This window comes from Brevundimonas sp. (assembly GCF_046295075.1).
GTDB lineage: Bacteria > Pseudomonadota > Alphaproteobacteria > Caulobacterales > Caulobacteraceae > Brevundimonas.
The window spans coordinates 14,762-27,228 of record NZ_JBKBOC010000021.1 but is presented as its reverse complement, the minus strand read 5'-3'; the positions used below and the strand labels follow the sequence as shown (position 1 = coordinate 27,228).

The 12,467-nt window shown below is 67.7% G+C and carries 10 protein-coding genes; 6 read left to right on the top strand and 4 right to left on the bottom strand.

Features of this window, described 5'->3' with window-relative positions:
- Window positions 1-24: 24 nt before the first annotated feature.
- Entirely contained in the window at window positions 25-843 is an 819-nt protein-coding gene (ccmI, locus tag ACK4MH_RS14105) for a c-type cytochrome biogenesis protein CcmI (protein WP_409719455.1), read from the bottom strand.
- 44 nt (window positions 844-887) lie between these two features.
- The gene (locus tag ACK4MH_RS14100) at window positions 888-2,240 is read right to left on the bottom strand and encodes a hypothetical protein (protein ID WP_409719453.1); all 1,353 of its coding nucleotides are present in this window, start codon (window positions 2,238-2,240) and stop codon (window positions 888-890) included.
- Window positions 2,241-2,404: 164 nt separating this feature from the next.
- Between ACK4MH_RS14100 and ACK4MH_RS14095 the strand changes: the two genes are divergently transcribed.
- Genes ACK4MH_RS14095 through ACK4MH_RS14075 form a run of 5 tightly spaced genes read left to right on the top strand, consistent with a single transcriptional unit; the run spans window position 2,405 to window position 7,085 of the window.
- Complete coding sequence (locus tag ACK4MH_RS14095; RefSeq protein WP_409719451.1) at window positions 2,405-3,337, top strand: ABC transporter ATP-binding protein; 933 nt, start codon at window positions 2,405-2,407, stop codon at window positions 3,335-3,337.
- Window positions 3,334-4,101 (top strand): ABC transporter permease, encoded by a 768-nt coding sequence (locus ACK4MH_RS14090; protein ID WP_409719449.1) that lies wholly within the window; start codon window positions 3,334-3,336, stop codon window positions 4,099-4,101. Before ACK4MH_RS14095 ends, ACK4MH_RS14090 begins: the two co-directional genes overlap by 4 nt.
- 41 nt (window positions 4,102-4,142) lie before the next feature.
- On the top strand, window positions 4,143-5,231 hold the full coding sequence (locus ACK4MH_RS14085; protein WP_409719447.1) for a hypothetical protein: 1,089 nt from the start codon (window positions 4,143-4,145) through the stop codon (window positions 5,229-5,231).
- Between the two features lie 60 nt (window positions 5,232-5,291).
- Window positions 5,292-6,722, top strand: coding sequence for a metalloprotease TldD (gene tldD / locus ACK4MH_RS14080; protein ID WP_409719445.1), 1,431 nt, complete (start codon window positions 5,292-5,294; stop codon window positions 6,720-6,722).
- 60 nt (window positions 6,723-6,782) lie between these two features.
- A complete protein-coding gene (locus ACK4MH_RS14075; RefSeq protein WP_135193704.1) occupies window positions 6,783-7,085 on the top strand; it encodes a hypothetical protein in 303 nt (100 codons plus the stop codon).
- Window positions 7,086-7,106: 21 nt separating this feature from the next.
- Here the strand turns inward: ACK4MH_RS14075 and ACK4MH_RS14070 are convergent, their stop codons facing one another.
- Entirely contained in the window at window positions 7,107-8,057 is a 951-nt protein-coding gene (locus tag ACK4MH_RS14070) for a TraB/GumN family protein (RefSeq protein ID WP_409719443.1), read from the bottom strand.
- A gap of 145 nt (window positions 8,058-8,202) precedes the next feature.
- Here ACK4MH_RS14070 and ACK4MH_RS14065 point away from each other — a divergent pair, with 145 nt between their 5' ends.
- The gene (locus ACK4MH_RS14065) at window positions 8,203-10,290 is read left to right on the top strand and encodes a TonB-dependent receptor plug domain-containing protein (protein WP_409719441.1); all 2,088 of its coding nucleotides are present in this window, start codon (window positions 8,203-8,205) and stop codon (window positions 10,288-10,290) included.
- Window positions 10,291-10,363: 73 nt separating this feature from the next.
- Here ACK4MH_RS14065 and ACK4MH_RS14060 read toward each other — a convergent pair whose 3' ends face one another.
- On the bottom strand, window positions 10,364-12,295 hold the full coding sequence (locus ACK4MH_RS14060; protein ID WP_409719439.1) for a peptide MFS transporter: 1,932 nt from the start codon (window positions 12,293-12,295) through the stop codon (window positions 10,364-10,366).
- Window positions 12,296-12,467 lie beyond the last annotated feature (172 nt).

Sequence of the window (12,467 nt, the reverse complement as noted above, 5' to 3'; positions counted from 1 at the left end):
CCGTCGCGGCGCGCGACCAACGCGTCATTGCGCGCCGTCCTTCGGCAGTCGCCGCTCCAGGTCCAGACGACGCGGATCGGCCGGATCGAGCGCGGCGATCAGGGGCGTCCACAGGGTGCGCGCCGATACGCCGTCGCCCCGCCGCAGGGCCGCCTCGCCCAGGAAGAAGCGCGCGCCCAGCTGATCCGGGTCCAGCTTCAACGCCTCGCGGAAGGCGGCCTCGGCGTCGCCGCCGATCTGGTCGTCATTGGCCACCACCAGGCTTTCGCCCAGCCGCGCCCAGGCCTGGGCGTCCTTGGGGTCGAGGGCGATCAACCGACGGAAGGCCGAAGCCGCGCCCAGGGGATCGCCGGCCGCATAACGCGCCGCGCCCAGCATGGCCAGCGCCTGCCGGTCCTGAGGCCGGTCACGCACGACCCGCGCCGTCACGGCGGCGAGCTGCGCCGGCTCCAGCCCCTCCAGGTTCGCCGCCCAGTCGTCGACGCGCCGCTCATAGGCCTGATCCGGCAGGCCGGGCGATCCGGTGAAGACATAGAGGCCCAGCGCGCCCGCGACCGTCACGGCGATCCCCCCCAGCACCCAGAACCGATCCTTAGGCCCCGCCACGGGGGTCGCGGTCGTCGTCATGGCCAAAAGCCGCCGCCCTGCCTCGGCCCGTGCGCCCGCATAGGCCGCGTCGTCCAGCAGCCCGCGCGCCTTCAGCCGATCCAGTTCCTCGATCTCGCGCGAGCCGGCCTGGGTCTCGGCCCCTGCGGCCGGATCGGCGCCGCGCCGTGCGCCGGTCAACACCAGCAGGGCGGCCAGGGCCGCCGCCAGTCCCGTCATCATCCAGAAGGCGATCATTCTCGCCGTCTAACCCATCCGCGAACGCCGGGCGAGGCGTCGTTTCAGCCCAGGCGCGCCATTTCCGCCGAGGCCGCGCGCCGTCGCACGGCGCGCGCCGCCTCCAGCGCCTCGATCAGCGTCAGGAACCGCGCCGTCACCCCGACCAGACGCAGCACGTGATCGGCGTTCTCCGCCTCCCCGTCCGCCACGCTGTCCAGCGCCTCGTTGGCCCAGGTGGACAGATAGTCCGTCAGTTCGATCTTCAACGCCGACCGGTCGGCCTCGCAGCCGAAGGTGACGGCCGCCCCGCGCAGGGCCGCGACCGCTCCCAGCAGAGCCGCCGCCGCCTCGATGGGTTCGCCGTCGCTCGGCGCTTCCAGCCACGGCGACATCCGGGTCATGCGGCCGGTGATCGTTCGTCGCTTCATCGGCAGGGCCGCATGGACGGCGGCCGAGGTGGACTTCATCAATCCCGACAACTGACCCGAGACCTGGACGCGCGCCATCCGCGCCGTCTTGCCCCAGCTGGAATCGGGGCGAACCTGAAGGCTCATGTCCATTTCGGACAATACGCCCGCGCACCAGGTCACGTCGTCCACGACGCCCAGCATGGCCGCCTCGCCCATCGACGGCCTTACGGCGGCGATCTTCTGCACCCGCGCCTGCACCGAGGTCAGCAACCGTTCGACGAAGACGCCCATATCGGAATGGCTGAGCGTGACTTCGCGGTCGGCTAAGCGGCTGGTGCGCGTCACCACCCGCAACATCCGCTCGGCGTCCGCCACATGGGCGAACAGGATGTCGATCATCCGACGCCCGCCGTCGGGCGACAGCTCCAGACAGTCCTGGATCAGAAGCCTCAGCCCCGCCAACTGATTGTCGTCGGGCCGCTCCAGCCACACCGGCAACCGCGGCAAGGCGGACCGCGCCAGCGGCGTCAGGTCGAAACAGCCGGCCAGCTCAGCCGGCGTCGATGGCGGCTCGCCCTCCGCCGGACGCTGAAACTCGGGCCAGACCTCGCGCGGGCGGTCGCGCAGCACCGCCGCCGCCTTGGCGCACAGCCGGTCGGCGGCCAGGGTCCATTCGCCATCGACCGTGACGGCGCCGTCCAGCAGCGGCAAAAAGGCCTCTTCGCCCTGGATCGCCTGTCGCCACACACGGCCCAGGATCATCCTTGGAAAGATCAGGGCCGGCGCCCCGTCCTCGCGCGGATGAAACAGGGGCAGCAGGGGACCGAAAGCCGTGGCGCGACGGGCGCGATCGCGAGCCTCGTCCCTGACGATCATCGCCAGTTCGTCCGCCTTGTCCCCACGCAAGGCCGCGACGGCCGCACCCAGCGTCGCCAGCGACTTGTCGGGACAAGCCTCGACGACCGCCGTCAGGGCGGCGCGGTGGGCGGCGGACAGGGACGACACGAAAGCTCCCGCCAACGAAGGGAAGGCCGCTCACTGTGCGGGCAATCCGGTTAACAACGACTTGGCGCCGTTGAGCGCAGCGCCCCCCTTGAGTCACGCGTGGGGCACGCCATATTGCCGCCACACCCCGGCCGGCGCCGCCGCGCCGCCGGAAAGGAACGCCCATGCCCGTAATCGAGATCGACGGCCTGACCAAGACCTACAAGTCGGGTCTTCAGGCGCTGAAGCGCATCGACCTGACCATCGAAAAGGGCGAGATATTCGCCCTGCTGGGTCCGAACGGCGCCGGCAAGACCACCCTGATCTCCATCGTCTGCGGCATCGTCACGCCCACGACGGGGACGGTGATCGCCGACGGTCATGACATCCAAAAGGACTTCCGCGCCGCCCGCACCAAGATCGGCCTGGTGCCGCAGGAGCTGACCACCGACGCCTTCGAGACGGTGCTGGCCACCGTCACCTTCAGCCGGGGCCTGTTCGGCAAGGCGCCGAACCCCGCCTTCATCGAAAGCGTGCTCAAGGACCTGTCGCTGTGGGACAAGCGCAACGAAAAGATCATGACCCTGTCGGGCGGGATGAAGCGCCGTGTGATGATCGCCAAGGCCCTGAGCCACGAACCGGACATCCTGTTCCTCGATGAACCCACGGCCGGGGTCGACGTCGAGCTGCGTCGCGACATGTGGGCGATGGTCAGGAAGCTGCGCGAACGCGGCGTCACCATCATCCTGACCACCCACTATATCGAGGAGGCCGAGGAGATGGCAGACCGGGTGGGCGTGATCCTGAAGGGCGAACTGATCCTGGTCGAGGAGAAGTCGGCCCTGATGAAAAAGCTGGGCAAGAAGACCCTCACCCTGAACCTGATCGATCCGCTGACCGCCCTGCCCGCCGACCTGTCCGACTGGGACCTGACGCTGAAGAACGACGGAGGCGAGCTGGAATACAGTTTCGACGCCAACGCCGACGACACGGGCGTGCCGTCGCTGATCCGCCGGCTTGAGGCGCTGAACATCGGCTTCAAGGACCTGAACACCCGCCAGAGCTCGCTGGAAGACATCTTCGTCAGCCTGGTCCACCAGAACGGAGCCGCGGCATGACCTTCAACGGATATGGCGTCTGGGCGATCTATCGCTTCGAGATGGCGCGCGCCCTGCGCACCGTCTGGCAGAGCATCGTCACGCCGGTCATCACCACGGCCCTCTATTTCGTCGTCTTCGGCGGCGCCATCGGCAGTCGAATGCAGGAGGTGGACGGCGTGCCCTACGGCGCCTTCATCGTGCCCGGCCTGATCATGCTCAGCCTGTTCACCCAGTCGATCTTCAACGCCAGCTTCGGCATCTACTTCCCCAAGTTCACGGGGACGATCTACGAGATCCTGTCGGCGCCGGTGTCGTCGCTTGAGATCGTGCTGGCCTATGTGGGGGCGGCGGCGACCAAGTCGGCGGTGCTGGGCCTGATCATCCTGGCGACGGCGGCCTTCTTCGTGCCGCTGCAGATCCTGCATCCGTTCTGGATGATGGCCTTCCTGATCCTGATCTCGGGGACCTTCAGCCTGTTCGGCTTCATCATCGGGGTCTGGGCCAACGGGTTCGAGCAGCTTCAGATGATCCCGATGCTGGTGGTCACTCCCCTGACCTTCCTGGGCGGCGCCTTCTATTCCATCGACATGCTGCCCGACGGCTGGCGCACGGTGACCCTGTTCAATCCGGTGGTCTATCTGATCTCGGGCTTCCGCTGGGCCTTCTATGGTCAGGGCGATGTCGCGATAGGGATCAGCGTGGCGGCCACCCTGGGCTTCTTCGCCGTCTGCCTTGGCATCGTCATGTGGATGTTCAAGACCGGCTATCGGCTCAAGAACTGATCCGTCACGAAACGGGCCAGATCGCCAGCGAATGGAATAGAATGTCCGACGACCAGAAGACCCCGCCCGAGCCCTTCGCCCGCAAGCAGGTGACGTGGGGACGCATGCCCGCGACGACCTTCCACGTCGGGCCGGTGCCGGTCGCGCCCAATCCGCTGGACCGCATCCCCAATCCGCCGCCGCGCAAGCCCTCGCCGCAACAGCAGCAAGCCTCGATCCAGACCCAGAGCCTGGCCTCCGGCGTGGCGCCCGCCAAGGGTCAGGCGACGGCCCCCAGCCGGGCGCCCGCGCAGCCCCGGCCGCCGCGTCCGCAAACCGGAAGCATCCTGGGCGGATCGCTGATCCCCACCGCCCGTCCGGCTCAGACCGCGACGCCACAGCCCGCGCCTCAGCCCCTTCCCCAGTCCCAGCCCCAGCAATCGGCCGCTGCGGACTTGACCGTGCGTCCGCTGCCGACGCCGCAGGCCGCGCCTGCTCCCATGCCGAAGCCGGCGGAAGCCGCGCCGGTCGCGGCCAAAGCTGTCGCCACGCCGCCTGTCGCCTCCAAACCTGCCGTCGAGACGCCGGCCCCGGTCGCCGCAACGCCGGCGCCCCCTACCACGCCCAGCTTCGCCCGCGCGCCGACCAAGCCCTCGCGCCTGCCGCTCTATGTCGGCGCGGGCGTCGCCGCGCTGCTGGTCATCGGCGGCGGCGTCTGGTTCGCAACGCGTCCGGCCTCCACGCCCGCCCCGGCGACGACCGCTGCCGTGGTTCCCGAGGCGCCGCTGACCACGCCGCCGGCCGACACGGTCCCGACCGGGGCGGCCCCCGTCGTTCAGGCTGAAACGCCGACGCCAGCGACACCTGCGCCCGCCCCGGCCCCCGTCCAGGCTCAGACCGCTCCAACCCAAGCCGCCCGCACCACACCGACGACGACGCCGTCGACCACGACGAACGCTCAGCCTCGCCCTGCGACCGCTACGCCGCGCCAACCCGCGCCGACTGCGGCCCAGCCCGCAGCGACGCCCGCACCGACGGTCCAGACCGAGCCGCTGGTGGTCGTGCCGTCCACGCCGCCCCCGACCGCCGCGCGTCCCGGCGCCAGCGATCCCGACGCCCCGGTCGTGACCCGACCCCAGCCGCTGGACTGATCCGAAAGATCGCGCGCCTCGGCAGGTGACGAAACGGCCTGCAGCCCCTACCTACAGGCCATGACCGTTCACGCCTCCCCGCCGCCCATCCTCGACGCCGCCGGCGTCGATACCGACGAAGCCCTGTCGATCCTGAAGACGGCCCTGGCCGGCGCCGACGACGGCGAGCTGTTCCTGGAACGGTCCGAGAGCGAGAGCCTGGTGTTCGACGACGGCCGGCTGAAGTCCGCCGCCTACGATGCCACCGAGGGCTTCGGCCTGCGGGTCGTGGCGGGCGAGACCGCAGGATACGCCCACGCCAATGAGATTTCGGCCGCCGCCCTGCGCCGCGCCGCCGACAGCGCCGCCCTGGCCAAGCAAGGCCACGCCGCTCGCGTCGCCGAAGGGCCGCGCGCCACCAATCAGCAGCTTTATGACGCGGTCGATCCCCTGGCCTCGCCGGCCTTCTCGGACAAGATCGCCCTGCTGGCCGAGATCGACGCTTGGGCCCGCGCCCGCGACCCGCGCGTAGTCCAGGTCTCGGCCTCCCTGGTCGGCGAACGCCGCGCCATCGAGATCCTGCGCGCCGACGAACGGGTGGTGCGCGACGTCCGCCCCCTGGTCCGGCTGAACGTCTCCGTCACCGTCGAACAGAACGGCAAGCGCGAAAGCGCCTCGGCCGGCGCCGGCGGCCGCGCCGGCTTCGAGGCCTGGGTCGCGCCCGAACGCTGGCAGGCCCAGGTGGACGAGGCCCTGCGCCAGGCCCTGGTCAACCTGGACGCCATCGACTGCCCGGCGGGCGAGATGGACGTGGTCCTGGGCGCCGGCTGGCCCGGTGTCCTGCTGCACGAGGCCATCGGCCACGGCTTCGAGGGCGACTTCCACAGGAAGGGTTCGTCCGTCTTCAACGGCATGATGGGCCAGCGCGTCGCCGCGCCCGGCGTGACGATCGTGGACGACGGCTCCATCGCGGGGCGTCGCGGCTCTCTGTCCGTCGATGACGAAGGGACGCCGACCTCGCGCACCGTCCTGATCGAGGACGGGATCATGGTCGGGCTGATGCACGACCGGCTGTCGGCGCGTCAGCTGGGCGTCGCCGCCACCGGCAACGGCCGTCGCCAGTCCTTCGCCCATATGCCCATGCCGCGCATGACCAACACCTTCATGGAGGGCGGCAAGGATTCGAAGGCCGACATGATCGCCAATACCAAGCGCGGCCTCTACGCCGCCAACTTCTCCGGCGGCCAGGTGGACATCACCAACGGCAAGTTCGTCTTCCAGTGCAACGAGGCCTATCTGATCGAGGACGGGGTCATCACCGCCCCCGTTCGCGGCGCCACCCTGATCGGCGACGGCGCGACGGCCCTGACGAAGATCCAGATGGTCGGCGACGATTTCGCCTTCGATCCCGGCGTCGGCGTCTGCGGCAAGGCCGGCCAGGGCGTGCCCGTCGGCATCGGCCAGCCCTCGCTCAAGATCGGCGGACTGACCGTCGGCGGCACGGCGGTCTGAGCCAGCGGAACCGTATCGCCACACAGGGTGTTTCCTCGCCACACTGGAGAGGGAACATCCATGCCTACCGAACGCGAAGTCCAACATCCCGATGGCCGGGTTGAACGCATCACCGAAACCACCGCCGCCCCCACGACCGTCGTCGAGCGTCGCGGCAGCGGCATGGGCGCCATCGTCGCCCTGATCATCGGCCTCTTGGCCGTTCTGGTGATCGGCTATTTCCTGATGAACATGAACAATAACGAAGCGGTCGAATCCAACGCCATCGCCGGCGCGGCCGAAAGCGTCGGCAACGCTGCCGACAACATCGGCGAGGCCGCCCGCGACGCCGTGCCAGAACGCGCGCCGGCTCCTGCCAACTAAAATTGGCCAACTAAAACCAAGTCAGGGGGTGGACGGACGCCACTCGGGACCCAGCGGTTCCAGCCCGTCCGCCTCCAGACGATCCAGAACCCCGCCCAGCTCGGCCAGCAGCCGCAAGGGCGCGATGGCGACCGTGACGCCGGTCTCGGCCAAGGCCTCGTCCACCGCCGTATTCCAGATGCCCCGCAGCGTCTCACCCTGCCCCATCACCGCCCAATAGGAACAGGCGTTGGTCGCCTGGTCCAACGACGAGGCCAATACGGCGGGCACACGGCGCAAACGCCAGGCCTCGGCGCGCTGCGCGGCCTCTTCGGGATGCGCCTCAGCCGCCGTCACCGCCGCCGTGATACAGGCAACATAGGCTTCGGGCGGCGTGGTCAGGATCTTGTCCACCATTTCGTCGCCGCGAAAAACGCCGACCGGCTCGGCCGGGGTGCGGTTGGTCCGCGCGGCACGGCGCACCACCTCCGACACCGGCCGCGCCCGGCGCGCATAGCCGCCATGTTCCATCAGATCCGCCGACAACATCAGCATGCTCTTGCGGCTGGGGCCCTCGCCCGTCACCTGCTCCACCCGTGCCTCAAGCTCGGGCGACAGATAGTCCGCGCTGGTGCGGTCGCCCGGCAGGCGCGTCAGGGTCCGCATGCGCCACAGCAACCGCCCCACGTCCGCCAGCGACGCTTGACCCTGCACCGGGAACAGCACGCGGTCCGCTCGTTCGACCGCCGAGATCAGGGCGTCGGTGCGCCACTCCATGTCGCGGGGCAGGCCGTCGATCGAGCCGACCAGGATCAGCACGCTGTCGCCGCGCCGCACCTCCCACATCGGCCCCTCGATCCGACGCGCCGTAACGACGATGTCCTCGACCGCATCGGAGGGCGTGTCGGAGGGCGCGTCCTGGGCCGAGACCGGGCCGGCCAGGGCGGCGGCGGCGAGCAGGGACAACAACAGGGAAGATGAACGGTTAATCATTACATCGCTGTAAGCCGCATTACTGTCCTGTGTGTAATGAAATCGCTGTAATGATGTCGTCGATTTAATCCACCTTTCCGCCTTGTAACTGGAGATGAAGACGCCGGATCGGCACACCTCTCGCCAACGAACCGAGGGGAACCCCATGACCAAGACCCTGCTGCTGGCCAGCACCGCCCTGCTCTTCACCGCCGGCGCAGCCTTCGCCAGCCCAGCCGCCGTCGGGGACGCACCGCAAGTCGCCGAGGCCCCCGTCCCGACCGGCCCCACCAATGAGGCGCCGCTGGCCGACGCCAGCCAGCGTGGCGTGCTGGTCTTCACCCCCGACTTCTTCGCGACCCAGCGCCCCAACACCGCGCTGGACATGGTCAACCGCGTGCCCGGCTTCTCCATCGACGACGGCTCGGGCGCGCGCGGGTTTGAGGGCGCGGTCGGCAATGTCCTGATCAACAACGCCCGACCGGCGTCCAAGAACGACGCCGGTTCCAGCGTCCTGAGCCGCACCCTGGCGAGCCAGGTCGAGCGAATCGAGCTGATCCGGGGCGGCGCGCCCGGCATCGACATGCAGGGCTTCTCGGTCGTGGTGAACGTGATCCTGAAGACGGAGAGCAGCCGTCAGTCGATCCTGTCGTGGAACACCACCCAGTTCGAGGGCGCCGGTCAGGACCTATATGGCGGCAGCTATCAGTTCACCGCCCGCAACGGCGCCCGCAGCTGGGGCGTCACCCTGTCAGACGGCATCAGCATGAGCGATTCCAATGGACCGGGCCGCCTGATCCGCCGCGACGCCGCAGGCAATATCTTGCGCGACGAACTGACCGATACCGACGGCTACGGCGGCGGAAACTCCATCCGCGGCACCTACGCCGGCCCGCTCGCGGGCGGCAAGATCGACCTGACCGCCCGCTACGGGATCAACGACTGGCAGGGCTACAACACCAGCCGGTCCGCAACCGCCTTCCGCGAAAGCCTCGACAGCGAGGACAGCGACGGCGGCGAGTTCGGCGTGACCTGGGAACGGCCTCTGAACGCACGCTTCAAGCTTGAAACCCGGCTGATGCACGAGTTCGGCAGCTGGGACGGCGTGTCCACTTACAACGTCCTGAACAACGGCGTGGATGCACCTGAGCAGATCTTCGCCTATGAGGGCGAAAGCTCGGAAACCATTCTGCGTGCCCTGGTTCGTCACGAGCGTTCGCCCAAACTGACCATCGAGACCGGCGGCGAGATCGCCTACAATATGCGTCAGACCGACCAGGCCTATACCGAGGGCGGCGTCGCCATTCCCCTGCCCAGCGCCTCGGTCAAGGTCGAGGAAACGCGGGGCGAAGCCTTCTCCAAGGGAACCTGGCGCCTGCATCCCGACCTGACGCTGGAAGCCGGTCTGCGCCTGGAAGCCTCGACCATCAGCCAGTCGGGCGATGCGAACCAGGAAAAGAGCTTCTTCTTCGCCAAGCCGCGCTTCCTGGCGACCTGGACGCCGATGCCGAACAACCAGCTGCGTTTCCGTTTCGAGCGCGAACTGGGCCAGCTCGACTTCTCCGACTTCGCCGCCTCGGCCGACCTGGACGAGGAGAACGTCTATGGCGGCAACGTCGATCTGGAGCCGGAGCAACGCTGGATCTCTGAACTGACCTACGAACGTCGCTTCTGGGGCGAGGGGATCGTCTCCATCGGCTATCGCCACGACCAGATCATCGACGCCATCGATCGCATTCCTCTGGCGGACGGCCTGTCGGCGGTGGGTAACATCGGCGACGGCACGCTGGATCAGCTGTCGCTGAACGTGACGCTTCCACTCGACAAGTTCGGACTGTCCGGCGCGCGCTTCACCTTCAAGAACGACTGGAACAAGACCGCCGTCACCGATCCGACCACCGGCGAGGAACGCCCCATCTCGGGCGTCCGTGCAACCCAGGCCAACGTCGGCATCGAGCAGGACATCACCAGCTGGAAGCTGCAGTGGGGCGTCAACTGGCTGCCCTATCTGCACCAGCCCAACTATTCGCCGGACCAGGTCTCGGCGTGGCGCGGAACGGATTACTTCGAGATGTTCGCCGAGTACAAACCCACTCCGACACTGTCGATCCGCGCCCAGCTGAACCTGTGGGACGACTTCACCCAGCGCCGTACGGTCTTCGCCGACCGCCAGACGCGCGCGGTCGCCTTCGTGGAAGACAGCGCCGCCGACCCTCGCACCTTCGTGTCGCTGCGCGTCCGCAAGACGTTCTGACCAAAGGTCCAGGCAAGAAAAAAAGGGCGGCGTCTGCGAGGACGCCGCCCTTCTTCATGTCGATCCCAGAGGATCAGCCGACGGTGGAGGTCCGCGGCGCAGCGATGTTGCCATCCTCCTGGCCCCGATCGCTCAACGACGGTCCAGGATGATCGTCGCCGTCGTTGGCCCCATGCGACCAGCCCTTGATGAAGAAGCTGATGACGATGAAGGCCACGCCGATGCCCATGCCCCAAAGTCCCAGCATGCTGAACACCTCAAGCGAGGTCCGCAGCGCCAGTCCGGGGTTCAGAACCTGGCCGCCCACGGTCTCTGTGCCCGCCAGGCCGGCGATCCAGCCGCCGACGTATTGGGCGATGGAGCTGGCCAGGAACCAGACCGCCATCATGAAGCTGACCACCTTGGCCATCGACAGTTTGGTGATCTCGGACAGGCCTACCGGCGACAGGAACAGTTCGCCCGTCGTGTGGAACAGATAGAGCAGGCCCAGCAGCAGCAGCGGCATCTGGAAGGCCGAGTTGGCCATGCCGGCACCCCACACCACGATCATGAAGCCCAGACCGACCTGAAGCAGACCCAGGCCGAACTTCATCGTCGGATTGGGATCCAGCTTGCGCTTGGCCAGGAAGGCCCAGATCGCGGCCATGATGGGCGCGAAGATCAGAATGAAGCCGGCGTTGAACGACTGGGTCTGGGCGGCCGTGATCGTCGCGTCGATCCAGAAGCCGCTCGGCGTGATGCCAGCGGCGGCCAGCTGAGCCGGCGTTCCCACCGTGACGCCCAGGAACTGGAAGGCCTGGGGCGTGATGCTCAGGTCCACGTTACGATCGGCGAACAGGTTCAGCGAGGTGCCGGCCTGTTCGAACAGGGTGAAGAAGACCACCGATCCGAAGATCAGCACCATCGCCAGCATCATCCGCTCGCGCTGCGCCTTGCTCTCGCAGACCTTGACGATCACGTAGAGGATGAACAGCAGCGAGGCGACGGTCGCGGCGCCCAGAACCCAGCCGACCAGCGCATTACGCTGGACCATGAACCAGACGATGCCCACGCCCAGGATGCTGAGCAGATAGATCGACCATTCGCGGTTGATCGGCCCCAGCAGAGGCTTCTTCAGATCGGCGTCGGCAGGAGGCTCGCCCTTGCCTTGCAGCAGCGGCTTGCCGAGCATGAAGACGACCCAGCCCAGCGCCATGCCGATGCCTGCCAGGCCGAAGCCGGCCCACCAGCCGACGGTCTGTCCCAGAAGGCCGCAAAGCACGGCGGCCCAGAAGGCCCCGAGATTGATGCCGTAATAGTAGAGGGTGAAGCCGGAATCGCGTCGAGGATCGCCCTGCGGATAAAGCTGTCCGACGATGGTCGAGATGTTCGGCTTCAGGAAGCCGACCCCCATGATGATCAGCGAAATCGCCAGATAGAAGACGTTCACGCCCGCCATGTCGCGCGTGGTTTCGATCTTGTAGTCAGCGGTCGGAATGACGGCAGGCAGGGTCGAGGTCGCCGGTAGGTTCTGGATGGCGATGCCGTTTTCGGCGGGTTCGAAGCTGTACTTCTGGCCATCGATGACGATCGCGACTTCGCGGGCTGCGCCACGCCCTTCGGCGTCGATCTGATAGGTCTGGCCGGCGTAGGTCAGGGTTTCCGTGGCGGGACGGCCCTCGAAGGCCATCATGCCGTGACCGGCGACCAGCAACAGGGCGCCGAAAGCGACGGCCTTGCGCGTGCCGATGAAGCGGTCGGCCATGATACCGCCCAGCAGGGGCAGCAAATAGACCAGCGAGGTGTAGGAGCCGTAGGTCGACCCCGCCATCGTGTCGTCGAACAGGAAGTGCTGCGTCAGGAAGAAGATCAGGATGCCGCGCATGCCGTAGTAGGAGAAACGCTCCCACATCTCGGCGAAGAACAGGATGATCAGTCCGCGCGGATGGTGTTTGAGGATTTGCATCAGCACCGGCACGCCGGTTGCGAATGTGATGATCAGTCCAAGGGCGACGACGATATTCATGCCGCCACCCCACGTCGAAGTTTCGTAACGCAGCGCGTAAGTCGCGCGCCCCCCATGTCCGTCATATTCAACGGCTCACTCCCAACTGCCGCGCCGCTATCGGGCGCGCGAAAGGCGCATACCCAGCACAGCGGGCGAATCCGAACAAGTGTTAAGGCCGTTGTGGGACAGC

Bases quoted from the DNA above. Each gene is read 5' to 3' on its own strand.
- ACK4MH_RS14075 (WP_135193704.1), top strand. From the start codon at position 6,783: ATGCCTACCGAACGCGAAGTCCAACATCCCGATGGCCGGGTTGAACGC.
- ACK4MH_RS14060 (WP_409719439.1), bottom strand. From the start codon at position 12,295: ATGAATATCGTCGTCGCCCTTGGACTGATCATCACATTCGCAACCGGC.
- ACK4MH_RS14095 (WP_409719451.1), top strand. From the start codon at position 2,405: ATGCCCGTAATCGAGATCGACGGCCTGACCAAGACCTACAAGTCGGGT.
- tldD (WP_409719445.1), top strand. From the start codon at position 5,292: ATGACCGTTCACGCCTCCCCGCCGCCCATCCTCGACGCCGCCGGCGTC.
- ccmI (WP_409719455.1), bottom strand. From the start codon at position 843: ATGATCGCCTTCTGGATGATGACGGGACTGGCGGCGGCCCTGGCCGCC.
- ACK4MH_RS14070 (WP_409719443.1), bottom strand. From the start codon at position 8,057: ATGATTAACCGTTCATCTTCCCTGTTGTTGTCCCTGCTCGCCGCCGCC.
- ACK4MH_RS14090 (WP_409719449.1), top strand. From the start codon at position 3,334: ATGACCTTCAACGGATATGGCGTCTGGGCGATCTATCGCTTCGAGATG.
- ACK4MH_RS14065 (WP_409719441.1), top strand. From the start codon at position 8,203: ATGACCAAGACCCTGCTGCTGGCCAGCACCGCCCTGCTCTTCACCGCC.
- ACK4MH_RS14085 (WP_409719447.1), top strand. From the start codon at position 4,143: ATGTCCGACGACCAGAAGACCCCGCCCGAGCCCTTCGCCCGCAAGCAG.